The 24,808-nt window shown below is 69.2% G+C and carries 23 protein-coding genes and 1 tRNA gene; 8 read left to right on the forward strand and 16 right to left on the reverse strand.

All coding sequences use genetic code 11. From position 1 onward, the window contains the following. Positions 1-51 precede the first annotated feature (51 nt). The 3 genes from Q8K49_RS01225 to Q8K49_RS01235 are packed head-to-tail and all read left to right on the forward strand — an operon-like array spanning position 52 to position 5,409. A complete protein-coding gene (locus Q8K49_RS01225) occupies positions 52-618 on the forward strand; it encodes a hypothetical protein (RefSeq protein WP_305303603.1) in 567 nt (188 codons plus the stop codon). Then, positions 521-2,131: a DNA polymerase Y family protein gene (locus tag Q8K49_RS01230; protein WP_305303604.1), complete on the forward strand. Its 1,611-nt coding sequence runs from the start codon at positions 521-523 to the stop codon at positions 2,129-2,131. Before Q8K49_RS01225 ends, Q8K49_RS01230 begins: the two co-directional genes overlap by 98 nt. After that, the gene (locus Q8K49_RS01235; protein ID WP_305303605.1) at positions 2,104-5,409 is read left to right on the forward strand and encodes an error-prone DNA polymerase; all 3,306 of its coding nucleotides are present in this window, start codon (positions 2,104-2,106) and stop codon (positions 5,407-5,409) included. The genes Q8K49_RS01230 and Q8K49_RS01235 overlap by 28 nt, the downstream gene beginning before the upstream one ends. A 249-nt stretch (positions 5,410-5,658) precedes the next feature. On the opposite strand, the gene Q8K49_RS01240 is transcribed toward Q8K49_RS01235, so the two are convergent. The 4 genes from Q8K49_RS01240 to Q8K49_RS01255 form a co-directional block, all read right to left on the reverse strand. Beyond that, positions 5,659-5,844 carry a hypothetical protein gene (locus Q8K49_RS01240; protein WP_305303606.1) on the reverse strand — a complete coding sequence of 62 codons (186 nt, stop codon included), beginning with the start codon at positions 5,842-5,844 and terminating at the stop codon, positions 5,659-5,661. Further along, positions 5,837-6,925, reverse strand: a complete 1,089-nt coding sequence (hppD, locus tag Q8K49_RS01245; protein WP_305303607.1) for a 4-hydroxyphenylpyruvate dioxygenase — start codon at positions 6,923-6,925, stop codon at positions 5,837-5,839. Before hppD ends, Q8K49_RS01240 begins: the two co-directional genes overlap by 8 nt. A gap of 139 nt (positions 6,926-7,064) precedes the next feature. Beyond that, positions 7,065-8,378: a serine hydrolase gene (locus tag Q8K49_RS01250; RefSeq protein WP_305303608.1), complete on the reverse strand. Its 1,314-nt coding sequence runs from the start codon at positions 8,376-8,378 to the stop codon at positions 7,065-7,067. Between the two features lie 3 nt (positions 8,379-8,381). Next, positions 8,382-10,337: a M1 family metallopeptidase gene (locus tag Q8K49_RS01255; RefSeq protein ID WP_305303609.1), complete on the reverse strand. Its 1,956-nt coding sequence runs from the start codon at positions 10,335-10,337 to the stop codon at positions 8,382-8,384. 244 nt (positions 10,338-10,581) lie between these two features. Between Q8K49_RS01255 and Q8K49_RS01260 the strand changes: the two genes are divergently transcribed. The 4 genes from Q8K49_RS01260 to arsC are packed head-to-tail and all read left to right on the forward strand — an operon-like array spanning position 10,582 to position 12,488. Continuing rightward, positions 10,582-11,028, forward strand: coding sequence for an ArsI/CadI family heavy metal resistance metalloenzyme (locus tag Q8K49_RS01260; RefSeq protein WP_305303610.1), 447 nt, complete (start codon positions 10,582-10,584; stop codon positions 11,026-11,028). After that, on the forward strand, positions 11,028-11,381 hold the full coding sequence (locus Q8K49_RS01265) for a helix-turn-helix transcriptional regulator (RefSeq protein ID WP_305303611.1): 354 nt from the start codon (positions 11,028-11,030) through the stop codon (positions 11,379-11,381). The genes Q8K49_RS01260 and Q8K49_RS01265 overlap by 1 nt, the downstream gene beginning before the upstream one ends. A 1-nt stretch (position 11,382) precedes the next feature. Continuing rightward, positions 11,383-12,081 (forward strand): MIP/aquaporin family protein, encoded by a 699-nt coding sequence (locus tag Q8K49_RS01270; protein WP_305303612.1) that lies wholly within the window; start codon positions 11,383-11,385, stop codon positions 12,079-12,081. Then, positions 12,078-12,488 carry an arsenate reductase (glutaredoxin) gene (gene arsC, locus Q8K49_RS01275; RefSeq protein WP_305303613.1) on the forward strand — a complete coding sequence of 137 codons (411 nt, stop codon included), beginning with the start codon at positions 12,078-12,080 and terminating at the stop codon, positions 12,486-12,488. The genes Q8K49_RS01270 and arsC overlap by 4 nt, the downstream gene beginning before the upstream one ends. Before the next feature lie 63 nt (positions 12,489-12,551). Here the strand turns inward: arsC and Q8K49_RS01280 are convergent. The 11 genes from Q8K49_RS01280 to Q8K49_RS01330 all read right to left on the reverse strand — a co-directional run bounded on the left by Q8K49_RS01280 (position 12,552) and on the right by Q8K49_RS01330 (position 20,268). Continuing rightward, positions 12,552-12,636: transfer RNA gene (locus tag Q8K49_RS01280), tRNA-Leu, on the reverse strand. Between the two features lie 110 nt (positions 12,637-12,746). Beyond that, a complete protein-coding gene (locus Q8K49_RS01285) occupies positions 12,747-13,292 on the reverse strand; it encodes a CcdC protein domain-containing protein (protein WP_305303614.1) in 546 nt (181 codons plus the stop codon). 210 nt (positions 13,293-13,502) lie between these two features. Continuing rightward, positions 13,503-14,510: a fumarylacetoacetate hydrolase family protein gene (locus tag Q8K49_RS01290; RefSeq protein ID WP_305303615.1), complete on the reverse strand. Its 1,008-nt coding sequence runs from the start codon at positions 14,508-14,510 to the stop codon at positions 13,503-13,505. Between the two features lie 44 nt (positions 14,511-14,554). Beyond that, positions 14,555-15,316, reverse strand: a complete 762-nt coding sequence (locus Q8K49_RS01295) for a hypothetical protein (RefSeq protein ID WP_305303616.1) — start codon at positions 15,314-15,316, stop codon at positions 14,555-14,557. Positions 15,317-15,435: 119 nt separating this feature from the next. After that, positions 15,436-15,702, reverse strand: coding sequence for a hypothetical protein (locus Q8K49_RS01300; RefSeq protein ID WP_305303617.1), 267 nt, complete (start codon positions 15,700-15,702; stop codon positions 15,436-15,438). After that, positions 15,693-16,199 carry an isoprenylcysteine carboxylmethyltransferase family protein gene (locus tag Q8K49_RS01305; protein WP_305303618.1) on the reverse strand — a complete coding sequence of 169 codons (507 nt, stop codon included), beginning with the start codon at positions 16,197-16,199 and terminating at the stop codon, positions 15,693-15,695. Before Q8K49_RS01305 ends, Q8K49_RS01300 begins: the two co-directional genes overlap by 10 nt. Next, positions 16,199-16,570, reverse strand: a complete 372-nt coding sequence (locus Q8K49_RS01310) for a cupin domain-containing protein (RefSeq protein ID WP_305303619.1) — start codon at positions 16,568-16,570, stop codon at positions 16,199-16,201. Before Q8K49_RS01310 ends, Q8K49_RS01305 begins: the two co-directional genes overlap by 1 nt. Beyond that, positions 16,567-17,631 (reverse strand): isoaspartyl peptidase/L-asparaginase family protein, encoded by a 1,065-nt coding sequence (locus Q8K49_RS01315; protein WP_305303620.1) that lies wholly within the window; start codon positions 17,629-17,631, stop codon positions 16,567-16,569. Before Q8K49_RS01315 ends, Q8K49_RS01310 begins: the two co-directional genes overlap by 4 nt. Positions 17,632-17,678: 47 nt before the next feature. Next, positions 17,679-18,389 carry an ABC transporter ATP-binding protein gene (locus tag Q8K49_RS01320; RefSeq protein ID WP_305303621.1) on the reverse strand — a complete coding sequence of 237 codons (711 nt, stop codon included), beginning with the start codon at positions 18,387-18,389 and terminating at the stop codon, positions 17,679-17,681. Then, positions 18,386-19,375, reverse strand: coding sequence for an iron ABC transporter permease (locus Q8K49_RS01325; RefSeq protein ID WP_305303622.1), 990 nt, complete (start codon positions 19,373-19,375; stop codon positions 18,386-18,388). The genes Q8K49_RS01320 and Q8K49_RS01325 overlap by 4 nt, the downstream gene beginning before the upstream one ends. Then, positions 19,372-20,268 carry a hypothetical protein gene (locus tag Q8K49_RS01330; protein WP_305303623.1) on the reverse strand — a complete coding sequence of 299 codons (897 nt, stop codon included), beginning with the start codon at positions 20,266-20,268 and terminating at the stop codon, positions 19,372-19,374. Before Q8K49_RS01330 ends, Q8K49_RS01325 begins: the two co-directional genes overlap by 4 nt. 282 nt (positions 20,269-20,550) lie before the next feature. Here Q8K49_RS01330 and Q8K49_RS01335 point away from each other — a divergent pair, with 282 nt between their 5' ends. Beyond that, positions 20,551-22,584, forward strand: coding sequence for a peptide MFS transporter (locus Q8K49_RS01335; protein ID WP_305303624.1), 2,034 nt, complete (start codon positions 20,551-20,553; stop codon positions 22,582-22,584). 107 nt (positions 22,585-22,691) lie between these two features. Here the strand turns inward: Q8K49_RS01335 and Q8K49_RS01340 are convergent, their stop codons facing one another. Then, positions 22,692-24,734, reverse strand: coding sequence for a TonB-dependent siderophore receptor (locus Q8K49_RS01340; RefSeq protein WP_305303625.1), 2,043 nt, complete (start codon positions 24,732-24,734; stop codon positions 22,692-22,694). Positions 24,735-24,808: the final 74 nt, after the last annotated feature.

Below are 24,808 nucleotides of genomic sequence, written 5' to 3' on the forward strand. Positions count from 1 at the left end.
CCCGAGCGGCCCTCGCCGCTGGAAGAGGCGTGCGCGTCCGAGCCGCGCGACATGGCGGCCCTGTTGCTGTTCGCCCTGTCACGTCGGCTGGAAGGAGACGCGCGGCCCGTGCTGGTGACCGCGACCCGGGCGTGGCTCAGCGAACAGGGCCGGCCCTACGGTCCCGGCCTGTCGGGAGTCTCCCCGATTCTGGCTCCGGTCACGACGGCGGCCGAGGCATTGTGGACGTTGGAGCAGGCCTTGCGGTCAGGGGCTGTATCCCTGGCGCTGGGCGCGGTGGACGGGACGACCCTGGCCCAGACGCGGCGGCTGTATTTCGCGGCGAAACAAGGCGAGTGCGTGGCGCTGGTGCTGCCACGACGACTGGATGGGCTCAGCGCGGCGCGGCGGCGCTGGCGCATCTCGACCTGCGAAAGCGCGACGGATCCCGACGATCCTCGGGCGCCCGGTCCGGCCCGGCTGATCGCCGAACTGGTCCGCGGCCGGGGCGAGCGGCCCGGGGCCTGGATGCTGGAGCAGGATGATGAGACGCATCGTCTCCGTCTGGCTGATCGACTGGCCGGTGACGGTCTGGCGGCGATCGGCCATGCGGGCGCGCCGTCCGGCCTCGCCGCCTGACCCCGCCCTTGATCCACAGAACCCGTTCGCCCTGATCCTTAAGAACAGCCGGGGCGCGGCGGTCCTGCACGCCCTCAATCCGGCCGCGCGCCGGGTCGGTCTGCGCCGGGGCCAGATCCAGGCCGACGCCCGGGCCATGATCCCGCACCTGATCTGCAAGCCCGCAGATATTGAGGCCGATGCCCGGGCTCTGACGGCGCTGGCGGTCTGGGCTGAGCGCTGGTCGCCATCGGTGAGCGTCGATCCGGCGTCGGAGGGGCTGGAGGGGCTGTTTCTCGACGTCACCGGCGCGGCCCATCTGTTTGGCGGGGAAGCGGCCCTGCTGGCGCAGATCCGGGAGCGGTTGGCCGAGGCCGGGGCGCCGGCGCGCGTCGCCATGGCCCCCACCGTCGGCGCGGTCTGGGCTCTGGCCCGTTGGGGCGGGAGGGAAGGCCATCCGCCCATCGCGGATGAAAAGACGGCGCGCGGCCTGCTGGCGCCCCTGCCGGTCGAGGCCCTGCGCATCGACGACCGTACGCTGACGCAGGCGCGGCGGTTCGGGCTGAAGCGGATCGGCGACCTCTATCCCATGCCCCGCGCCGGGTTGGCGCGACGGTTCCGGGACGGGGCGGGGGTCGGTCTGGTCCAACGGCTGGATCAGGCGCTGGGGTTTGCGGGCGAGGCCCTGACGCCAGTACGGCCGCCGCCGAAATACCGCGCCTGGCGGACCTGGATGGAGCCGGTCGAGGATATCGAGGGGGTGGAGGCGCGGCTGACGGAGCTGACCGCCGACCTGTCCGCGCCGCTGCTCCGCGACGGACAGGGGGCCAAGGCCCTGACCCTGACCGGCTTCCGCTCGGACGGCGGGACCACCAGCCTGTCGGTGCGCATGGCCCGGCCCGGACGCGACGCGGGCATCTGGCTGCGTCTGTTCCGCGAGGCCGGGCTTGGGCGGCTGGAGCTGGGGTTCGGTCTGGACGCCATGATGCTGACCGCCGACGCCGTTGAGGCGATGACGGCGCGGCAGGGGACGCTGGAAAGCGAGGCCGAGGCGAAACAGGCCGAGAGCCTGGCCGCCCTGATCGACCGCCTGACCGCGCGGCTGGGCGAGGACTGCGTGCTGACGCCCGAACCGGTGGATAGCTGGATTCCGGAACGGGCCGAGCGGTGGCGGCCGGCGCTGGGGCAACCGTTGTCACTGCCAGAAGCGGATGCCCGTCGCCCCATCCTGCTGCTCGATCCGCCGGAGCCGGTGGAGGCCATCGCCGAACTTCCAGACGGGGCGCCGGCTCGTTTCACCTGGCGCAGGCTGTCGCGGCGGGTGACCCGCGCCGATGGTCCCGAGCGGCTGTCGCCCGAATGGTGGCGACCCCGCCCCGACGACCGGCAGGTCCGCACCCGAGACTATTATCGCGTCGAGGACGAGACGGGCGGCCGTTACTGGCTGTTTCGCGAGGGGTTGTATGGACGGGAATATTCCGGCGACGTTCAGGAGCGTGCGCCCTCATGGTGGATGCACGGGGTGCTGCCGTGACCGGTTGGGACGGCCGGTACGCCGAGCTGGGGGCGATGACGAACTTCAGCTTTCTGGAGGGGGCGTCGCATCCGGGCGAACTGATGCATCAGGCCAAGGCCCTCGGCCTGGCCGCCGTCGGCGTGGCCGACCGAAACACCCTGGCCGGGATGGTGCGGGCGCTCATGGGGGCGGAGGATGTCGATCTTCCGCTGGTCGTGGGGTCGCGGCTGGGCTTCATCGACGGGAGCGAGTTGATCGTCTTCCCCCGCGACCGCGCCGCCTATGGCCGGCTGTGCCGACTGCTGTCGCTGGGCAAGAGCGAGGCTGTGCCGCAAGCCGGGGCCGATCCGAATGCTGAGCGTATCGAGAAGGCCGAGACGCGGCTGACGTTTGAACAGGCGATCGGTCTGGGCGAAGGCATGATCGCCCTCGCCCCCGCGCCGGAAAAGCCCGACGCCGCATTCGAGGCCCGGTTGTCAGCGTGGCGTCGCGCCTGGCCCGACGACCTGTATCTGGCGGCGGCGCCCCTGTGGCGCGGCGACGACCGCAAGCGGCTGAACCGGCTGGCGGCGATGGCGCATCGTACGGGGGCGCCGATGATCGCGACCAATGCGGTGCTGTACCACCACCCCGACCGGCGGATGCTGCAGGACGTTCTGACCTGTATCCGCGAGGGGACGACCATCGACAAGGCGGGACGGCGGCTGCAGGCCAACGCCGAACGCCATCTGAAACCGCCGGCGCAGATGGCCCGGCTGTTCCGGGGGCATGAGGCGGCGCTGACGCGGACGATGGCGGTGGCGCGGGCCTGCGGGTTTTCGCTGCGGGAACTCGAATACAGGTATCCGGACGAACCGGTGCCGTCGGGCTGGTCGGCGCAGCGCCAGCTGATCCGGCTGACCTTCAAGGGCGCGCGGGAGAAATGGCCCGAAGGGGTGAGCGCCCGCATCGTCAGGACCATCGTCAAGGAGCTGAAGCTCATCAAGCTTCTGAAATACCCAAACTATTTCCTGACCGTGCACGACATCGTCCATTGGGCGCGATCACAGGACAAGCCGATCCTGTGTCAGGGGCGGGGCTCGGCGGCGAACTCGGTGGTCTGTTTCTGCCTCGGCGTGACCAGTGTGAATCCCGCCGAGCAGGACGTGCTGATCGAACGCTTCATGTCGGCCGACCGGGACGAGCCGCCGGATATCGATGTCGATTTCGAGCATGAACGGCGCGAGGAGGTGATGCAGTACGTCTATCGCCGCTATGGGCGCGACCGGGCGGCGATCGTGGCGACGATCATCCACTACCGGCCCCGTTCGGCGATCCGGGACGTGGGCAAGGCTCTGGGGCTGACCGAGGACGTGACGGCGCGGATGGCCGACACGGTCTGGGGCTCCTGGGGCGACAGCGTGAAGAACGAGCATGTCGACAGGACCGGGCTGAGCCGCGACGACGCGCGGATGCGGCTGGCGCTGGAGCTGACGTCCGAACTGATCAAATTCCCGCGGCATCTCAGCCAGCATGTCGGCGGCTATGTGCTGAGCCAGACGCCGCTGCTGGAGATCGTGCCGATCGGCAACGCCGCCATGCCGGACCGGACCTTCATCGAATGGGACAAGGACGACATCGATTTCCTGCGGCTAATGAAGGTCGATGTGCTGGCGCTGGGCATGCTGACCGCGCTGAGGCGCGGCTTCGACCTGATCGCGGACCACTATGGGCGCCGGTTCGAACTGCATACGGTCCCGGCGGAGGATCCGGAGGTCTATGACATGCTGTGCAAGGCAGACTCCCTCGGGGTCTTTCAGGTCGAGAGCCGGGCCCAGATGTCGATGCTGCCGCGGCTCCGGCCGCGCACCTTCTACGACCTGGTGGTGGAGGTGGCGATCGTGCGGCCGGGCCCGATCCAGGGCGGGATGGTGCATCCCTACCTGAAACGACGGGCGGAACGGCGAGAGGCGGAGAGACTGGACCGCCCCCATGTGATCGACTTCCCCCATCCCCACCCCGATCACGGCGACAGGGACGAACTGAGGCGCGTGTTGCACAAGACCCTGGGCGTGCCGCTGTTCCAGGAACAGGCGATGCGGATCGCCATGGAGGCGGCGAAATATTCGCCCGCCGAGGCCAACAGCCTGAGACGGGCCATGGCCACCTTCCGGCACATGGGCACCATCGGCGAGCACGAGGAACGGTTTACCGGCCGGATGATCGCGCGCGGCTACGATCCCGATTTCGCCCGCAGCTGTTTCGATCAGATCAAGGGGTTCGGGGAGTACGGCTTCCCGGAAAGCCACGCCTGTTCGTTCGCCCTGCTGGTCTACATCTCGGCGTGGATGAAGCGCTGGTATCCGGAGGTGTTCACCGCCGCCCTGCTCAACAGCCAGCCGATGGGTTTCTACGCGCCGGCGCAGCTGGTGCGGGACGCCGTTGAGCACGGAGCCGAGGTCAGGCATCCGGATGTGAACCAGAGCGGATGGGACGCCTCGCTGGAGCCCCGTCCGGGCGAACCCTGCGCCCTGCGGCTGGGCATGCGGTCGATCGACGGCTTCAAGAAGGACTGGGCCTTGCGGATCGAGGCGGTGCGCAAGACGGCGCCCTTCGCCGACCTGGAAGACCTCAGGCTGAGAGCGACGCTGCCGCCATCGGCGCTGGACCGGCTGGCCGAGGCGGACGCCTTCGGCTCGCTGGACCTGACACGCCGGCAGGGGCTGTGGGCGGTCAAGGGCGCCCCCCCGGCGTCAACAGCGCCGCTGTTCGAAGCCATGGGGCTGAACGAGGCCGACGGCCGCCCGCCCGAGGCCCTGCCGGTTCTGGCTCCGTCCGAGGAGGTGGTCGGCGACTACCAGACCATCCGCCTGTCGCTGAAGGGCCATCCGGTCGCCTTCCTGCGCGAACGGCTGGCGCGGGCGGGGGCGGTGACGGCGCGGGACTATCCGGGGCGGCCCAACGGTCGAACCGTCGCCGTGGGCGGGGTGGTGCTGGTCCGGCAGAGGCCCGGCACGGCCAAGGGGGTCTGCTTCATGACCATTGAGGACGAGACCGGCGTGGCCAATCTGGTGCTGTGGCCCGACGTGTTCGAGCGGTTCCGGCCGGTCGCCATGGGCGCGCGCATGGTGCTGGCGCGGGGCAAGGTGCAGACGGCCGAGGGGGTGACCCATCTGGTGGTGGATCATCTGGAGGACTGGACCCCGATGCTGGGGGAACTGACGTCCGACAACGCGCCGGGATCAGGCCATTCGCCGGCGCGGGGGCGACATCCGCGGGACGTGCGGGTGTTGCCGGGGTCACGGGATTTTCATTAGTCGCACTCCGGGCGTTCACCGAGCCAGTTTTGCGGCATCTTCAATCAACTGATCCAGAAGACTGCCGTCGTCGGCTCCATGTCGCTCAATCGCCAACCCATCGGGCCCGATGCCCCGGACCCGATACATTCCCGCCGTGACTTCCGTAACGGTGAATGACCAGCCTTCTGGAGGCTTATTCGAGACGGCTCTTTGAAACGGCGACATAACGTCAATCTGGCAGATCGAACGTTCGCGATCCACTGCCACCTACCCCCGCCGCTGAAACCGCCACTTCCACACCCGATACCCCACGATCGGCGCGAACCCGCAGACCAAGGCGGCGATCAGCACCGTCCAGAAGCCGCCGCCGAGGCCGTATTCGCCGACCGCCGCCCCGACCCCCGCCGCGAGCAGGGGGCCGAGCCAGGGCAGCCACGACGGGGGCTTAGGCATCCACCTTGATGACGCCGCGCCGGATCTGGTCCAGCTCGATGGAGTCGAACAGGGCCTGGAAATTGCCCTCGCCGAACGCCTGATTGCCCTTGCGCTGGATGATCTCGAAGAAGATGGGACCGAAGGTGTCCTGGGTGAATATCTGCAGCAGCAGGCCGTCCTCGTCCGAGCCGTCGATCAGGATGCGGTTCAGACGCATGCGGGCGACGTCGTGGCCGTGGCCCGGGAGGCGTTTGTCGATCAGGTCGAAATAGGTCTCGATCGTATCCTGGAAGGGGATCCCGCGACGCTTCAGCTCTTCCACCGTCTCGAAGATGTCGTCGGTCGCCAGGGCGATATGCTGGATGCCCTCGCCGTTGTAGCGCTTGAGGAACTCCTCGATCTGGGAGTTCTCGTCCTGGCTTTCGTTCAGGGGGATGCGGATGGCGCGGTCGGGCGCGATCATGGCCTGGGACAGCAGGCCGGTCGCCTTGCCCTTGATGTTGAAGTACTTTTGCTCCTCGAAGGCGAAGACGTCGCCGTAGAAGCCGGACCATGTGCGCATCTGGCCGCGCCGGACGTTGTGGGTCAGGTGGTCGAGCAGATAGAGGCCCACCGAGTTCTTGCGCTCGGCTTCTTCCCAGCCCTCGATCTCGTCCCAGCCGTCATAGAGCGAGCCGGCGTCGCCATACTGGTCGACGAGATACAGCAGCGATCCGCCGATGCCCTGCAGGACATACGGGTAGCCGCCCCCCAGGGCGCCGCCGTCGTGGCCTTCGGCCGGGCGGGCGCCGCGCGACACGGCGCCGTCGTACGCGGCCTTCGCATCGGCGACCCGGAAGGCCATGCCGTTGGCGGACGGGCCGTGCTCGGTCGCGAACTCGCCGGCCTGACCCTTGGGCGAGCGGTGGACCAGCAGGGTGATGTCGCCCTGCTTCAGCCGCACCGCGTCATTGGCCGGGTTCACGTGTGTCTGGGTGAAGCCCATCAGCTCCAGACGGGCGACCATGGCGGCGGGATCGGGGCCGGTGAACTCCACGAATTCGAAGCCATCGACGCCGAGCGGGTTTTCCTTGTCGAGGCGGGCAGCCGCGTCTGCCATTTCTGATTCCCGGGGGGGCGCGTCATGCATGGGGCGTCTCCTGAAAGCGCGTGTCGGCGTTGGCCGCCGTTTGTGGGGCGGAACCTAGGGGTGGAGAAGCGCGAAGGGAAGGCTGGGCGTAGTCACAGGACCGGGAGCGTCACCAGCGTTCCGTCCACGCGGCCAGGGCGGCGTCGAAAATGACCTCCTCCCACGGCGAGGCGGCCGAGCGGGCGCCGGACAGGCCCTCGCCGTCGCGGGGTGTGCCGGAGATGATATACGTCAGGGTGCGCCCATCGCGGCGGTTCCAGAACAGACCGGACTGCAGCCCATAGGCGATGCCGAAATGACCGCGCCAGTCCTGTGATCCGGGTCCGAAGAAGGCGTCGCCGTCGCGGCCGGTCGGAATGTGGACGGAGAGGCCGTAACTTTGCAGCAGGCCACGGTCGGTATGGCCGTTCGGGCGGGCCGGGTCCCAGGTCCAGAGCGGCGCGCTCATGCGGTCGAGGGTCTCGCGGGAGACGAGCGGTGGAGCCCCGTCATGACCGGCATACGACCGGGCCAGACGGTCGAGGTCGCGGACGGAGGCGCGCAGGCCACCCTGTGGCGAGAAGACAAAGCCGTTCTCGCCGGGACGATAGTCGTCGGCGGTCAGGCCGGGCGCCTCGGGCGGCGTGGTGACGCGGATGGCGGGGGCGGGCGGGACCTCGCCGTCGACCTGCGGAGCCCAGACGCCGTTGATGAGGCGGCAGGCCGCCGAGGCGCGGGCGCGCACGGCGTCGGAGACGCCGCTCCAGTTCAGCCCGCTGTCGAGCCCTAGCGGATCCAGCGTGGTGCGTTTCAGGAAGCGGTCGAACCGCTCACCGGACACGCGCTCGGCGATCTGGGCGAGGACGGCGAAATTGACGTCGGCGTAGGTGAAGAAACCCGGCGGTTCGGACACCGGCGCGAACCAGCCGCCCTCGTCGAAATGCCGGCCGCCGGGCGTGAACGCCTCGGCCAGCGGCCGGCCCACCGGCACCGGATAGCTGGGTCCGTTGCGCAAGCCCGAAGTATGGCTGACCAGCATGGCCGGAGTGATGCGGATGTCCGGATGGGCGGGGTGGCTCAGGGGGAAGCCGGCGAGGTCGCCGGCGTCGTCGTCCAGCGACAGCTGACCCGCCTCCACCAGAGTCATCAGCGCGGTCATGGCGACCAGTTTGGTGATGGAGGCGATGCGCATCGGCGTATCAAGGGTGAAGGGGCGCGTTCTCAGGCCGCCGTCGATCGTCAGCCGGCCCGAACCGTGGGCCTGATCCAGCACGACCGCCCCGCCGCCGTCGCGAGCGATCACACCCACACCCATGACCGTGTCCGGCCGGGCCGGATCGGCGAGGCCCCCGAGCGCCAGCGCGTCCGCTTTCGCCCGCGCCGCGCCGCCGATCCACGGCAGGGTTGCGGCGGCGGCGATCAGACTGCGGCGGTCAAGGCGCATGGGTCAGGGCCGGCCCACCACGGCGTCGACCGAGTTGGTCGTCACCGGGTGATAGCCGGGGCGGGCCCGGGCATACAACGGAGTGGCGATCGACCGGCCCCAGTCACCCTCGGCCCACAGGCCGGTGAACAGCGGCAGGACGAATTTGCGTCGGCCCATGGTGGTCAGGAACCGCTCCAGCGTCGGAACTGCGGGCTGGTAGCGGTGCTGGACCGCGATCTGCAGCCAGGCGAACACCAGTTCGGCATTGCCCTCGCCGCGGAGGTTCAGCGTCGCCTCCAGATCGGCCAACTGCGCCGGGGTCAGCCAGTCGGCGCCGCCGGCGGCGGCCTCGGGACGCCAGGCCAGGAAGCGCTGGCGCTCCTGGGTCGACCAGCCCGCCCAGGGGATGGCCGAGGCGGGCCCCTTGTCGGCGAAGAAGGCGCGGGCGGCGGCGTCGACCGGAGCGAAGGCGGTCGAGACGGGCGGCTGCCAGTTGGAGGGCATGCCGGGCTGATAGATCCAGGCGTCCATCATCAGCCGGCTTTCCAGCGCGGCGTCGCCCCGCACCAGATGCGTCCGGATGTCTTCGAGGAACCGTTCGGTGGTCATGGGCCGGAAGGCGTTGCGCTCGAAATAGCCCTTCAGCCAGATGTCGAACCGTTCGCGGCCGACGGTGCGTTCGATGGTGCGCAGGAAGGCGGCGCCCTTCTCATAGGCCACGTCAGTCAGGCCCTCGTCCGGGTCGCGCCCGGCCAGGTCGAGCTTCAGCCGGGTGTCGGCGGGCGGCAGGTCGGCCAGCGTCGACTGCAGGTCGCCCCAGCCCAGCGACTGCAGCATCAGGGCGCGGTCGCGGCCGTAGAGCGCCTCCATGATGCGGTTTTCGAAATAGACGGTGAAGCCTTCGTTGAGCCAGAAGTCGTTCCAGGTGGCGTTGGTCACCAGATTGCCCGACCAGCTGTGCGCCAGCTCATGCGCCACCAGCGAAACCAGCGACTGGTCCCCGGCGATGATGGTCGGGGTGGCGAAGGTCAGGCGCGGATTCTCCATCCCGCCGAACGGGAAGGAGGGCGGCAGCACCAGCAGGTCGTAGCGGCCCCAGCGGTAGGGGCCGTACAGAGCCTCGGCCGCGTCGACCATCTCGGCCGTCGGGACCAGTTCGGCCCGGGCGCCGGCCAGCATCGACGGCTCGGTCCAGACGCCGGTGCGTTCGTCGATGGCGGCGAAGGCCACGTCGCCGACGGCCACCGCAATCAGATAGGGCGGCACGGGATTGGTCATGCGGAAGCGCCAGGCGGTCATGCCGGGGCCGGCCGGCTCGCCGCTGGTGGTCAGGCCCTCGGCGCTCATCACCACCTTGAGTTCGGACGGGGCGGTGATGCGCGCGTCCCAGGTCTGGCGGATGCCGGGGCTGTCCTGGGTAGGAACCCAGGTGCGGGTCAGGATCGCCTGGCCCTGGCTGAACATATAGGGTTGCTCGCCGCCCGCCGTCTGGGCCGGGGTCAGCCATTGGAGGGCGGCGGCGTCGGGACGGGTGGCGTAGCGGATGACGATGCGGCGCTGTTCGCCGGGCGCGAAGGCCGGGAAGCGGATGGTGAGCGGCTGGCCGAGGAGGGGATCGTTGTCGCCGGTCTGGAACTGGAGTGGCGCGCCGGATGCGTCCCGCACGTCCTGGATATTGAGGTTGCGGACGTCGAGGACGATCTCCCGGGCGCCCGGCTCGGCCGTGATGTCCAGCGCTGCCGTGCCCGACAGGGTGCTGGCGGCGAAGTCGGCCGTCAGGTCGAGGGCGACGTGCTTGACCCGCGCGATCTCGGGCCGGGCATGGGAATGGATGTCGCGCACATATTCGACCGGCGCGGTGGCCGAGTGCGGGACCGCGGGCATGTCGGAACCGGAGCCGAAGCCGGGCATCATGGCGCAACCTCCCAGGGCGGCGGCAAGCGCCATTGCGGAGACCAGTCCGAGCTTGCGCATCATTGCGGCGTGTCCTTCATGCTTGGCCTACCGCCCTTCGGGCTGCTTGAGGCCGTGTTCCCTGCGTCGTGGGACAACGCCCCGGCGGGCCAAAAAGATCAAGCCGGGATCGGCCGGGGGTTTCCTCGCCCTGAACAGCCGGTTGCGTTCAACTACGAGGACGACGCCCGGGGCGCCACCGAAAACAGGACGCTTGACTTGATGCTTCGATAGTTCGAGTAATATCGAAATTTTGGGAGTTCAGATCATGAGCCGCTTTCATCTGCATGTGGGAGTAGCCGATCTGCCCGCCTCGATCGCCTTCTATCAGGCGCTGTTCGGCGCGGGTCCCTCGGTCGTGAAGGACGACTACGCCAAATGGATGCTTGACGATCCTGCGGTGAATTTCGCGATATCAACGCGAGGCTCATCGACGGGCGTCGACCACGTGGGCATCCAGGTCGAAAGCGTCGAAGACCTCGCGAAGCTCGCGCGGCGTCTCAGGGATGCGGGCGAGTCTGTCGTCGATCAGGTCGGGGCGACCTGCTGCTATGCCCGGTCGGACAAGACATGGGTGCGGGATCCGGCCGGCCTGGCCTGGGAAACCTTCCACACCTTCGGTGAAGCGACGACCTATGGCGAGGACATGGGGCCACGCGATGTCCCCAGCGAACGCGGGCGCTGTCGGCCGGACGCTTTGGCGACCTGCTGCTGATGGACGGCGAAACCGCGATCCAGGCCCTGTCGGCCCTGGCCCAGAGCAGCCGGCTGGCGGTGTTCCGCGCCCTGGTGCGGGCGGGGCCCGAGGGTCTCGCCGCGGGCGTCATCGCCCGCCGCGTCGAGGTGACGCCCAGCACCCTGTCCACCCATCTGAACGTCCTTCTCCAGGCCGGCCTGGTCGCGTCGCGGCGCGCCGGCCGCTCCATCGTCTATTCGGCGCGTTTTGACCGGATGGCGGCGCTGATGGCCTTCCTCGCCGAGGACTGCTGCGGCGGCGCCGCCGAAGTCTGCGGGCCGGTGGCGGAGGCGGCGGCACGGGCGGCATGCCGGTCCGTGGCGGCGTCCTGACATGACCGAAGCGGTTCCTGCGCCGGTCGCGCCGGGTTTCGACCCGGTCCGCCGGCTGGCCGCTGAAGCCTTGGGAACGGCGTTGCTGCTGGCGGTGGTTGTCGGTTCCGGCATCATGGCCGAGCGGCTGACGCCGGATGCGGCCTTGGCCCTGCTGGCCAATACGGTCGCGACCGGCGCGGGTCTGGCGGTGCTGATCGCGACACTGGGACCGGTGTCCGGCGCCCATTTCAATCCGGCGGTGACCTTGGTGCTGGCACTGCGCCGCGAACTTCCGCCCCCACTGGCGGCGGCCTACGCCATTGCCCAGACTCTGGGCGGGGTCGCCGGGGTCTGGCTGGCCCACCTGATGTTCGCCGAGCCGGTCATGCAGACCTCGACCCGGTTGCGGGACGGGCCGGCGCAGGCGCTGTCGGAGGGGATCGCGACCTTCGGACTGATCGGTGTGATCCTTGCCGGACTCCAGTTCCGGCCGCAGGCCGTCCCCGCGCTCGTGGGCCTCTATATCACCGCCGCCTACTGGTTCACCGCCTCGACCTCCTTCGCCAATCCGGCGGTGGCGCTGGCGCGGAGCCTGAGCGACACCTTCGCCGGGATCGCGCCTTCGTCCGCGCCGACCTTCATCGCCGCCCAGATCGCCGGCGCCCTCGCTGCGCTGGTTGTTTTCCGATGGCTTCTGCGCGAGGAGAGCGCCCCATGACCGACTTCCCCATCACTGTCTTTCACAACCCCGCCTGCGGCACCTCTCGCAACGTCCTGGCCATGGTTGAGGCCGCGGGCTATCGACCTGAGGTGGTCGAATATCTGCAGGCCGGCTGGACCCTGGACCAGCTGGGAGCCCTGTTCGCCGAGGCGGGGATCACGCCGCGCGAAGCGCTGAGGGAGAAGGAAGCGGTCGCCGCCGAGTTCGGCCTGCTGGCTGCCGATGTGTCCGACGCGACCATCCTCGCCGCCATGGTGGAACATCCGGTGCTGGTGAACCGCCCCATGGTGCGCACGCCGAAGGGCGCCGCGATTTGCCGGCCGTCGGAACGGGTTTTCGACCTGCTCGAACGGACGCCGGACAGTTTCGTAAAGGAAGACGGGGAAGTGGTCCGCCTCAGGTAGCGCGACGGCGCGACAGGCCAAACCGGCCTCAAGCAGCCGAAAGGCGATAGGCCAACAAAGAGATGGTGCGGGCGGCCGGGGTCGAACCGGCACTCCTTTCGGAACCGGATTTTGAGTCCGGCGCGTCTACCAGTTCCACCACGCCCGCACAGGCCGGTTGCTCGCTTCGGCAGGCGCGCTTGGTAGCGTGGGGGGTTAGATCAGGTCAATGCGGATCGGTGTTCATGCCGGCCCGACGTCGGATGGGGTGACGGGGCTTCACGCCGCCGCCTCGACATGGCTGTCCGTCCCTCCCGCCAGGATGCGGCGGGCGCGGATGAACATCTCGACGCGCTGGATGACGATCATGCCGACGACGAATACGAGGAAGGCGTCGGTGATGGCCAGCGCATTCAGGCCCCACTCCGCAGCGTGCGGTTCAAGGAAACCGCTCAGGGCGCGGCGGCCCAGCATAACGGCGATGATCAGGATCAGGCCGATGGGCGAGGCCTGCGCACTCAGCGTTCCGTCAGCGTGTTTCTCGATGGTGGTCATCTTGCCCCGCCCCCAGCCGAAGGCTCCGCCGAGGATGAGACCGATCGCCACGATGGCCCACGCCAGTCCGTCGAACGCGACGTGCGGGGTCGCCGGGTCCATGCTGGTTCCCCAGAGCGCGAGACCCATCAACGGCACGATGATCGCCGGCATGACCCACATCCACTGCGGATTCAGGGTCCGGGGCTTGCGGTTGCGCAGAAAAATCAGCGGCAGGGCGATCGCCAGCCCGATCAGCGGTCCGAGGACCTGTGGCGACATTTCCGGCATGGTGATCCCCTATCGACAGTTCGCCGCTTGCCCGCGTTCGGGGCGCAGACGTGGCGGAAGCTTAATCCGTCCGGCGCATCCGTAAAGCGCCGTCAGCGCCTCTGGTCCGGGAAACCGATGGATGCGCGCGATGAGACGATGGCTGACAATCGCCCTGAGCGGCCTGGTGCTGTCCTGTCAGGGACCGGCTGCGGTGATGGCGCGCGAGACCTACACCGCAGCGACCGTCTGCTCGATGGCCCCGAAGATCGAGTGGTGGTGGTCGTCCAGCATTTCGATGCGGACGGTGTCGCCGGCCTTGAGGAAGGGCGTCTCGGCCTTGCCGCGCAGAATGGTCTCAACGGTGCGGACCTCGGCGATGCAGGAATAGCCGAGGCCGCCGTCGCTGACCGGCTTGCCCGGGCCGCCGTCGGCGTCGCGGTTCGAGACGGTGCCTGAACCGATGATGGTTCCGGCGCACAACGCGCGAGTTTTGGCCAGATGCGCGATCAGGGCGCCGAAGTCGAATGTCATGTCGGTCCCGGTGTCGGCCTTGCCGAATTCGGCGCCGTTCAGCTGGACGTTCAGTTCGCCCTTCAGCTTGCCGTCGGCCCAGCGGCCGCCGAGCGCGCGCGGGGTGACGAACACCGGCGACAGGGCGGAGGCGGGTTTGGACTGGACGAAGCCGAAGCCCTTGGCCAATTCCGCCGGGATCAGGTTGCGCAGGCTGACGTCATTGACCAGTCCGACCAGGCGGATGCAGTCCAGCGCCTCTTCGCGCGTCACGCCCTGGGGCACGTCGCTGGTGACGACCACCACCTCGGCCTCAAGGTCGCAGCCCCAGCTCTCGTCGGCCAGGGGGATGGGGTCGCGTGGGGCGAGGAAGCCGTCGGAGCCGCCCTGGTACATCAGAGGATCGGTCCAGAAACTGTCGGGCATTTCCGCGCCGCGCGCCTGCCGCACCAGGGCGACGTGGTTCACATAGGCCGAGCCGTCGGCCCATTGATAGGCGCGCGGCAAGGGCGCCGCGGCCTCGCGTTCGTGGAACCGCCCTCGCGGCACGCCGCCGTGTTCGAGACTTTCGGCCAAGGCGCGCAGGTCGGGCTCGAGCCGGTCCCAGTCGTCCAGCGCCGCCTGTAGCGTCGGGGCGATCAGGAAGGCGTCGGTAAACCAGGCGAGGTCGTTGGAGACGAGGACGAGGCGACCGTCACGGCCGTGCTTGAGCGAGGCGAGTTTCATGGCTCAAGGCTTAGGCGGTTTCTCCGGGGGACGAAACCGGGTTTTCAATGGGTGGCGCGGGTTCCGCTGATGCGTCCGGCGGGCGGGCGCGTCGAGCGGACCGCACGCGGCGGACCCGGGTTGCCCAGCTCGGCGTGGGCGTCGCGCAGTTCGCGGACCCGGGCTCCTTCCTCGCGCCAGTGTTCGGCGAAATGGGCGACGGCCAGGCGCAGGGCGTCGGTCTGTTCGCGACGGTTCAGGTCGCGCATCTCCGGCCTGGCGTCGGGACTCGGGGGATGATCACCGGTCGTGTTGCCCGTCGCCGCGGCGTTGACATTGACGATGGTGACCGCGGGACTGGCGTGGACGTCGTGTGCGGCAGGGGCGTCGTGAGCCGGGGAGTGGATCGCGGCGCCGTGGCCGCCGCCATGACCGTGACCGCCGTGCCCGTGGGCTTCGGCCAGCGCCTTGCCATCGACGGCGTCCTTTAGCCGGCTGATCTGTCGGGACATGCCCTTTGCAAGGCCGAGCGTCTTGCCCAAGCGGGCTTGGATCACTTTCTGGAGATGTTCGGCGCGACCCCGCAAGGCATTGTCGTCGACAGCCATAGCGGAGCGGGCGGCGTCGTTGATCGCCTCCCAGATGGCGTGGGCGGCGTCGCCACGGCGCGAGCTCGACCGCGCGCCCAGATACCATCCCAGCATCAGGGCGGCGACCAGCCCCAGCAGGATAGCGCCCCAGAAGAAGGGATCGGCACCGATGAACAGCGGCCCGTCCAGCGGGGCGTTGGCCGGGTCGGCGTTGGCGAAGTCGGCGCCGTAGGACATGCTGCTCTCCCCTGAAGACCGTGAACCGTGCGGGGCGCATCTTGCCCCCACCGCTACGCTTGGCAACGACAAAGGTTAACGGTGTAATCGATTCCCGTCGGAGGCGATCTTTGCGGCAATCAGCACGGCGGGGTGATCAGCGCCCGCGCCTCGGCCCCGGTGCGGGCGCCGACGTCGCGGACCTCGATCTCGACGGCGACAGCGCCCTCGGGTTCATGCGCCCACAGGTAGCGGCGCTCGATCTCGACCTCACGCCCGGAGGGGGCGATGCCGATGAAGCTGTCGCCCCATGGCGTGACCTTCATCAGCTCGGGCCAGATCAAGCTGCAGGCCTGATCCAGCTCCTCGATGGCCATGGCCGACAGTTCGTCATCGCTCACAGCCATCGGCGCACCTGCGCGCGATAGGCCTCATAGACGGCGCCGAATTTGGCGGCGAGATACCGCTCCTCGCGCTGGATCACGAACCGGTCGACGACCACAAGGCAGGGCAGCAGCAGCAGCAGGGCGACCCAGCTGTTCATGGCGATGGCCAGGCCGACATAGGTGATGGCGAAGCCGACGTAGATCGGATTGCGGCTGAACCGATAGGGACCCTCGATGACCAGGGCGGTCGACGGCTTCCACGGCTGGACCGCCGTGCCCCGGCGCCGGAACAGCCCCGCCGCCATCCCGTCCAGCAACAGGCCGCCGACGATCAGCGTCAGGGCGACGCCGCGCCGGACCTCGATCGCCAGCCCGAAGGGGGCCGCCAGCCAGCCGAAACCGGCCTCCACCGCCTCGGGCCGGGCGCCGAGTTCGGCCAGACCCCAGCCTGCCAGCAGAAAGCCGAGATAGATCAGCGGCGGCGGGGCGATGACGCCGGGTATGTCGGACTTGTTCATCAGATCGTCAGTCCCATCGGGGCGGTGAATTCGGAGACGGCGGCGTCGCCGGTGTTGACCACCTCCGATGGTTCGAAGACCAGCACCTCGGCCTCCGCGTCGGCGGCGGTGCGGTGCTCTACGCCGCGCGGCACGACGATGAACTGGCCGGGATCCAGCGTCTCGACCCGATCCCGGAACTCGACCCGGAACCGGCCCTTCCAAACAAGGAACAGTTCGTCGGCCTCGGCGTGACTGTGCCACGGGAAGACGCCCTGCACCTTGACCAGCCGCACGTCCTGCCCGTTCAGCTGCGCCGCCACACGCGGCCGCCAGTGGTCGGAGAACCCGGCGAACTTGTCGGCCAGATCCAGGACGCCGGGATGGGTCACGGACGGAGGTCCTCGTCGCCGTAGATGGCGACGCCCGCGGCTCCGCTGTCGGATACGGCGCCGCGATACATACCTGAGCTGGTCATGGCGAAGCTGGGTCGGCCCTGCAGGTCCATGACGATGACCCCGCCGGAACCGCCCAGCGACAGGGCGTCATCAACCTCGGCCTGCGCCGCGGTCTGAGATGTCGATCCCCCGGCGATGCGGGCGCAGATGTCGCGAGCCACGCTGGCGCGGATGTAGAACTCCCCGTCTCCCGTCGCCGACACCGCGCACCCCTCACGGTTCGACGCATAGGTCCCCGCCCCGATCACCGGCACGTCCCCGACCCGGCCCCAGCGTTTGGCGGTCATGCCGCCGGTCGAGGTGCCGGCGGCAAGCCGGCCCTCGCTGTCCAGAGCCACCGCGCCGACCGTGCCGAATTTCCGCTCGTTCAGCGGCGGCGCCGGCAGGGTGTTCTCCGCCTGCGGTCCGGGCGCCCCGGCGGGCCGTTCCGGGACCGGCAGATTCTGCGCCCGCAAGGCCGCCTCCAGTCCCTGCCAGCGGCGCTCGGTGAAGAAGAAGGCTGGATCGACCTGCTCCAGCCCGACCGAGGCGGCGAAACTGTCGGCCCCCTGGCCGATCAGCATGACGTGCGGCGACTGTTCCATCACCGCCCGGGCGGCGGCGATCGGATGGCGAGTGGTGGTCAGGCCGGCCACGGCCCCGGCGCTCAGGTCCGAGCCGTTCATGACGGCGGCGTCCAGCTCGTTGCGCCCGGCGGCGGTGAAGACCGCGCCGCGACCCGCGTTGAACAGCGGATCATCCTCCATCAGCTCGATCGCGGCCTGGACCGCGTCCAGCGCCGAGCCGCCGGCGGCCAGCACCGCCGACCCGGCCTCGAGCGCGCGGTGCAGGGCGGCGCGATAGGCGGCGTCCTGTTCTGGGCTCAGGCTGTCGCGCTCGATCACCCCTGCGCCCCCATGGATGGCGAAAGACCAGCGCGGCGCCTCCTGCGCGGCGGCGGGTGAGGCGAACAAGGCTAGGGCGACGGCGGCGAGAGTCAGGCGGGAACGGAACATGGTCGGCCTTCCAAAAAGCGATGCGTCAACCTCGGCCAAGCGAAGGCTCAACTCAAGGCCTGACCGCAGCATGGGCAGCCGGCGACCTCGACCCCGAACAGGGCGCGGATGCGGTCGGGAGCCAGGGCCTCGGCGGGCGGGCCCACCTCCATCCAGTCGGGGCCGATGGCCAGCACCCGGTCTGCGCGGGCGGCGAAGGGCAGGTGGTGGGTCGAGGCGATGACGACCCGGCCTTCGGCAGCCAGCGCCCGGATCGCCGCCTCGACGGCCTGCGCATGCGACGGGTCCAGCAGGGCCAGCGGCTCGTCCAGCAGACAGACCGGCGCGTCCTGTACGAACAGCCGGGCGATCAGGACCAGTTGCTGCTGGCCGCTGGATAGCCGGTCGAACGGCCGCTCGGCGAGGTCCAGCACATCCAGCCGGTCGAGAGCGCCGCGGGCGGCGTCGATGTCCCCGGGCGTCAGGCCCGGCGACCAGCGGCGCAGATGAGCCCGGCCCAGGGCTGTCAGATGCAGGGCTGAAAAGCCGGCGGACACCGCGCCCGGCGGCGGCAGATAGGCCGGGGCGCCGGTATCGACGAGCCCGCCCGCCCGCGGCGGCAACAGTCCGGCCAGGGTCTTCAACAGGGTTGTCTTGCCCGCCCCGTTGGGGCCGACCAGGGCCAGAACCTCGCCGGGTTCGACGGTCAGGTCGAGCGGCGGCAGGCGGAAGCCTTTGGCCCGTCCGGCGACCAGGCCCTCCAGCCGGAGACCGCTCATGTCCGCCTCGATGTGGCGACGAACAGGATCAGGAAGGCGGGCGCGCCGATGGCGGCGGACAACAGGCCGACGGGGATTTCCGCCGGGCCGAAGGCGGTGGCCAGCCGGTCGATGACGAGGGCGAACAGGCCGCCCAGCGCCATGGCGGCGGGGATCAGCCGCCCGGCCCGCTCGCCCACGATCAGCCGGGCGGCGTGGGGGGCCAGCAGGCCGATCCAGCCGACCACGCCCGCCACGGCCACCGCCGAGGAGGTCATCAGGGCGGCGCCGGCGAGGGCCAACAGTCGCAACGGACGGGCGCGCAGGCCCAGCGACCGCGCCTGCTCGTCGCCGAGCGACAGGATGTCGAGCCGGAACCCCAGTCCCATCAGCACCGCGGCGCCGACCGCGACCGGGACCAGGGCGACGACCGCCTCGGCCAAGGTCGCCCGCGTAAAAGACCCCAGCAGCCAGAAGGTGATCGAGGGCAGCTGCGAATAGGGCTCGGCGAGGATGACCACGAGGCCCAGACCGGCGGAGGCCAGGGCGCCCGCGACGACGCCGCACAGAATGAGGGCCAGCCGGCCGTCGCCGCTGCGGGTCAGGGCGGCGCAGGCGAGCGCCAAGGCGCCGGCGGCCAGTCCGCCCGCGAAGGCCGCGCCCTGCACGAGAGCCGCTCCCGCGCCCAGCAGCAGGGCCAGGGCCGCGCCTAGCCCGGCGCCGGACGAGACGCCCAGCAGGTCGGGCGCCGCCAGCGGATTGCGGAACAGGATCTGGAACCCGGCCCCCGCTCCGGCCAGGGCCGCGCCGGTGGTGAGGGCCGCCAGCAGCCGGGGTCCGCGCAAATTCAGAGCCAGTTCCGCCTCGGGCGATCCCCGCCCGATCACGGCGGCCAAAAGCGCGTCCGGCGTCACGGCCAGCGGCCCGGTCGCCAACACGGCCAGCGCCCCGGCCAGCGCCAACGCAATCAGGCCGACCGGGATCAGGGCGGCCCTCAACGCGCTCAATCGGTCCATCTCGGCAGGGGCACTTCGACCGGCGCCATGCCGTAGAGGCGGCGGGTCAGGCTCGCGAGCGCCAGAGGCGACCCGGCCGGATCGGCCAGCCAGGTGCAGGCCAGCAGGCGGTTCACCGAGGGCGGGCGGTCGATCCAGCCGAATGGCCTGTCGGGCAGGAGCAACAGTCGTCGCCGGCCGCCGTTGCGGCGGGTGCGCCAGACAGGATCGCGACGGGTCGCGGCGGCGAAGGCCGGGTTCAGGGTGACCAGCACCTCGGGGTCCCAGGCGGCGACCTGTTCGCGCGTGACGCGGCCGATGTCGCGTGACCCCTCGGCGACATTGGTCCAGCCGGCGCCTTCCAGCACCTCGGTGGCCAAGGCGCCGCGGAACCCGGTCTCCAGCCCGTCGACGCCGCGCGCATAGTAGAAACTCGGCCCGCCTAGGGCGCGCCGCCAGCGGTCCAGCACCCTGGCGGCCTCCTCGGCCAGGCCGACGGCGGCGCGGTCGGTGTCCAGCAGGGCGCCGGCCTCGCGAATGGCCTCGGGAATCCGGGCCAGGGCGCCGTCGATCAGACGCCAGTCGACGCCCAACCGGGTCTTCATGCGCTCGCCGAGGGCCTGATTCTCGGGATCGGTGTCGCCGTAGTCGATGACCAGCCGGGGCTTGAGCGCGGCCAGAGCCTCCAGATTGGCGGGCCGGCCGCCACCGCCCAACGCGCCCAGTTCAGGCAGGTCCGCCGCGAGGGAGGGCAGGGCCGCCAGCGCCTGCGCTGACGGCTTGCGCGGCCAGCCGGCCAACCGTTCCCGCGCCACCGCCCAGATCAGCAGGGCCGCCGGGGAGCCCGCCGCGACCACGTCTCCGGCACGACCGCCCGCGTCGCGCGTGCAGGCCGCGAGGGCCATGACACCGCCCAATCCTATCAGCGCTGATCGCCGCGTCGTGGTCATTGCAGCTCGCCCAAAACCTATTCTCGGCCATCCTGCCGCGTCGCACGCTGACGCGCCACCTCACAGCCAATTTACCCTTAACACTTGTCCGGTCTTCCTCCGCGTGCTGCTTATGCGACCTCGCGCGTCAGGTGGGGCGCAGCAATATGGGAGCGGGCCGTTGAGTAGAACGGACACTGGGGGGGCGCTTTTGACGCCCGGCGGGACTGAGTCCCGATGCATCTGGGGAGACCAGGCATGAATATCGTCATTATCGCAGGCCTGATTATCACCCTGCTCACGGGCATCCCCGTGCTGATGCAGATCCTGAAGAACCACCCGCGCGGACTGATCATCCTGTTCTTCGCCGAGATGTGGGAGCGCTTCTCCTACTACGGCATGCGCGGCATCCTGATCTTCTTCCTGACCCAACATTTCCTGTTCGATGATGCGCGAGCCGGTTCCACCTACGGCTCCTACACTTCGCTGGTCTATCTGCTGCCCTTGGTGGGCGGTCTGATGGCGGATCGGTTCCTCGGCACCCGCAAGGCCATCGCCTTCGGCGCCCTGCTGCTGGTGGCCGGGCACGGAATGATGGCGCTTGAGGGCCGTCCCGCGACGGAGACCCTGACCTACGGCGGCACTGCCTATGAGATCGCTGCGGAGGGACGTGGCGCGGCTCGCGAGGTCGCCATCGTTGTTGATGGCAAGAACTACACCTTCGGCCCGGCCGAGGGCGGTGGAATCGCCATTGCAGACCTGCCGGCGGGTTCGCCGCTGCCGGCGACGCTGGCCCCCGACTCCTACGAGATGAAGCAGTCTCGCGACGCCATGGGCGTCAACGTCTTCTACCTCGCCATTTCACTGATCATCATGGGGGTCGGCTTCCTGAAGCCGAACATCTCGACGATCGTCGGACAGCTCTATCCGCAGGGTGATCCGCGGCGGGATTCCGGCTTCACCCTCTACTACTACGGCATCAACCTGGGGGCCTTCTGGGCCGCAGTTCTCTGCGGCCTGCTGGGCCAGACGGTCGGCTGGTGGGCGGGCTTCGGTCTTGCCGGGATCGGTATGGCCTTGGGCTGGGTCGTGTTCATGCTCGGCAAGCCCCTGCTGGACGGCAATGGCGAGCCGCCGAACCCGGCTCTTCTGCGTGAGAGGGCGTTCGGTCCGCTGAACCGCGAATGGACGATCTATCTGTTCGGCGTCCTCGGGGTGATTCCGATCGTCCTGCTGTTCGTGGCTGATGCTGCGGTGCGGGTCTGGGTCGCCGAAACCGTAGCGACGGTGGCGGCGATGGGCGGCGAGGTCTCCTTCGCCGTCAAGGCGATCGAGTTCCTCAACGTCATCGGCGCCCTGCTGCTGACCGCAACCGTTGCCTCCGTGGCCTACATAGTCTGGTTCCTCGTCACCAAGTGCGACAAGGTCCAGCGCGAGCGGATGCAGTTGGCCATGGTGCTGATCGTCGGCGCCGTCGTGTTCTTCACCCTGTTCGAGCAGGCCGGCACTTCGCTGAACCTGTTCGCCGACCGCAACGTCGACCTCAGCCTGACGCCGACGGCCTTCAACCTGCTGGGCGTCACCGTGGGCACGCCGGCGCAGTTGGAGGCCGCAGGGATCGCGACACCCACCGGCTTCTGGATCGACGCGACCATTACGGCCGCCCAGACCCAGTCGTTCAACGCCGGCTTCATCCTGATCTTCGCGCCGATCCTGGCGGCCCTATGGGCCTTCCTCGCCAGTCGCAAGATGGACCCGAACCCAACCATGAAGTTCGGTCTCGGGATCGTTCAGGTTGGTTTTGGTTTCCTGATCGTGGTTTGGGCAGCAGGAGCGGGTATGGTGGACAGCGCCTTTCGGGTGCCGCTCATCACGTTGGGTCTGCTCTATCTGTTCCATACCACCGGCGAGCTTTTCCTGTCGCCGGTCGGTCTTTCGGAAATCACGAAGCTGTCTGTCGCCTCGGTGGTCAGCTTCATGATGGCCGTCTGGTTCCTCGCCAGTTCCATCGCCCAGTACGTCGGCGGCGTCATCTCGGGCCTTGCGGGCACCGAGACCGTGGGGGGACAAGTACTGGACCCTGCCGGCGCACTCGAGACATCTCTGGGTGTCTTCAACCAGCTAGGTCTCTGGGGCGTCGGCATCGGCATCGGCTTCATCCTGATCAGCTTCCTGATCAAGGGTTGGTCGCATGGTGCCAATGACGCGGGCAACCACCCCGGCCCGACCCTGACCGATCGCGGTCAGGAAGACGGCAACGTCGCCAATCCCGGAGCCAGCACCGCGGGCTGATCGGGACCACCGCCGAATACAGAAAGGGCGGAACCGCGAGGTTCCGCCCTTTTTGGCGCGTCGAGGGCGGGCGCGCCGTCAGTTTCGGGGACGTGGGGACGCCTTCTTCAGAAGGTCTTTCTTATCTGGACGAACAGCCACGGGCTCATATGGGTGCGGCGCACCTCGCGGAAGGCCAGCGGGGCGGTGTCGCGGGGGCCGGTGTAGATGTCGCGGTCGTAACCCCTTGCGCGGTCGGTGGCGTTGCCCAGATCGAGACGGACGGTCAGGTCGCGTTCTGGCTTCCACTGCACGAAGGCGCTGACGTTCGGCTCCGAATGGAACGTCCGCACCTCGCGCACCCGGAAGGCGCGGCCCTTATCGACGTTGCAGCCGTGGTCGAAACCGTAGGACCAGCGGCCGCCCGCCAGATCCTGATTGAAGCCGATGCCGCAACCGAAGGCCTGATTACCCTGGAAGCGGCGCTCCTCGCCCGTCACCGGATCAAGCACCGAGGTCGAGGACCAGCTGCCGCGCGTCTGCAAGCGGCCGTTGGGAATGCCGAGCCGGTCGGTCGGCAGCGTCAGGCGCAGCTGAAAGAAGCTGGCGGTTCCGTCTCCGATATTTCCTACGCCGTCGAAGCCGCCGGTCAGGGGGATGACGTCCACCACATCCTCGACCTCGGCGTACTGGTAGGTGGCGTCAAACACGCCCTCGCCCCAGAAGCGGCGCTCGTAGATGGCTTCCAGCACGGTCGATTTCTGCGGCTCCAGATCGGGGTTGCCGCCCTCGACCTGGCCGATGTCGATGTCGGCCGAGGCGATGAAGTCGCCGAAATCCAGCTGGCCCACCTCGCGCTCGGCGCGGAAGCGGAACTGGTGGCCGGTCCAGGGCGTCCAGGTCGCCTGGAGGCGGGGCTTAGGATAGACGAAGGACTTGGTCAGGTCGCTGTCGCCGGACTGGCTGATTTCAGAGACTTCGACGCGAAGTCCGCCTTCTACGGTCAGGGTCGGGCTCGGGCGCCAGGTGACCTGGCCGAAGACCTCGCCCCGCAGTTCCTCGACCTTGACCGAGGATGACGGCAGAAGAATCGGGACGCCGTTCTCTGAATAGGCGGTGGCGCTGTCCAGGAAGTTGTAGGCCACCTCGCCGCCGGTCTCGAGCGACCAGCGGTCGTTGGGGCGGAATCGCAGGACGGCGCGACCGATGGACTCGCCCGAGGTTCCGTCGGCGGTGAAGGTCGAACTGTCGCCGCTGCTTTCCGAAACGCCGGTGTATTCCTCGGTGGAATAGCGTTGCAGACCGGTCAACTCCAGCCCGGTGCGCGGGCTCAGGTCCCAGGTCCAATTGACGCCCAGCTCGCTGTTGACGTTGCTTGCTTCCTCATCGTTGAAGCTGTCGGCGCCGGGGCCGGAGCGGATCAGCAGGTCCTGCGAGTTCTCCTTGCCGAACCAGCCCAGCAGGCCGTTGACACGCAAAAGACCGCCGGCGACGCGGCGCTGAACGGCGCCGGTGGCGCGCACATTGCGGATCCGGTCCCAGAGCACCAGATCGGCGTCCTGGATCAGGGCGCCGCCTGCGTCATAGCGGCGGCGGAAGCCTTCCCCTGTGCCGTCAGTCCGGTCCGAGAAGCCGCTGATCGAGCCTTCGATCTGCTCATCACCCTCGCGCCTGGACCAACGCGCCGAGAGCACCGAGCCGAGGTAGCCGTCGGGATAGACATATGTGTTCGCCTCAATCACCCGCTCGGTCGTTACGGTGCGGATCAGGACGACGTTGGCCACCACGGATCGGCCTTGCATGTCGATCCCGGGCGCACCGCCGCGGATCAGTTCGACGCGGGCGACGCCGGCCGCCGAGATGCGGCGCAGGATCTGATCCAGGCTGTCGCTCTTGGTTGAGGGCCGGGCGCCGTCGATCAGGACGTTGCCCGCTGTGCCCGCCAGCCCGCGCGTGCCGCTGTCGCCCGACTCGAAGGCGAAGCCGGGCAGGCGGGAGATCATGTCCAGGGCCGTGTCGGGCCGGGCGTCGGCGAAGAAGGCCGGTTCGAAAACCAGCACGCCCTGCTGGGCGGCGGCGACCGGCCCATTCTGGACGGGCGCGGTCTGGGCCATCGCTGGCCCGCCCAACCCGCATACGGCCACCCCGGCCAGCCAGATCGCTTTGTTCATCCGTCCCTCTCCCTGTTGGAGGAAACGGTGCCCGGCGGCCGGCGGCGTCTCCAGTTACAAGCTGGACAGGTGGA

Source organism: Brevundimonas sp. (assembly GCF_030682035.1).
Taxonomy (GTDB): domain Bacteria; phylum Pseudomonadota; class Alphaproteobacteria; order Caulobacterales; family Caulobacteraceae; genus Brevundimonas.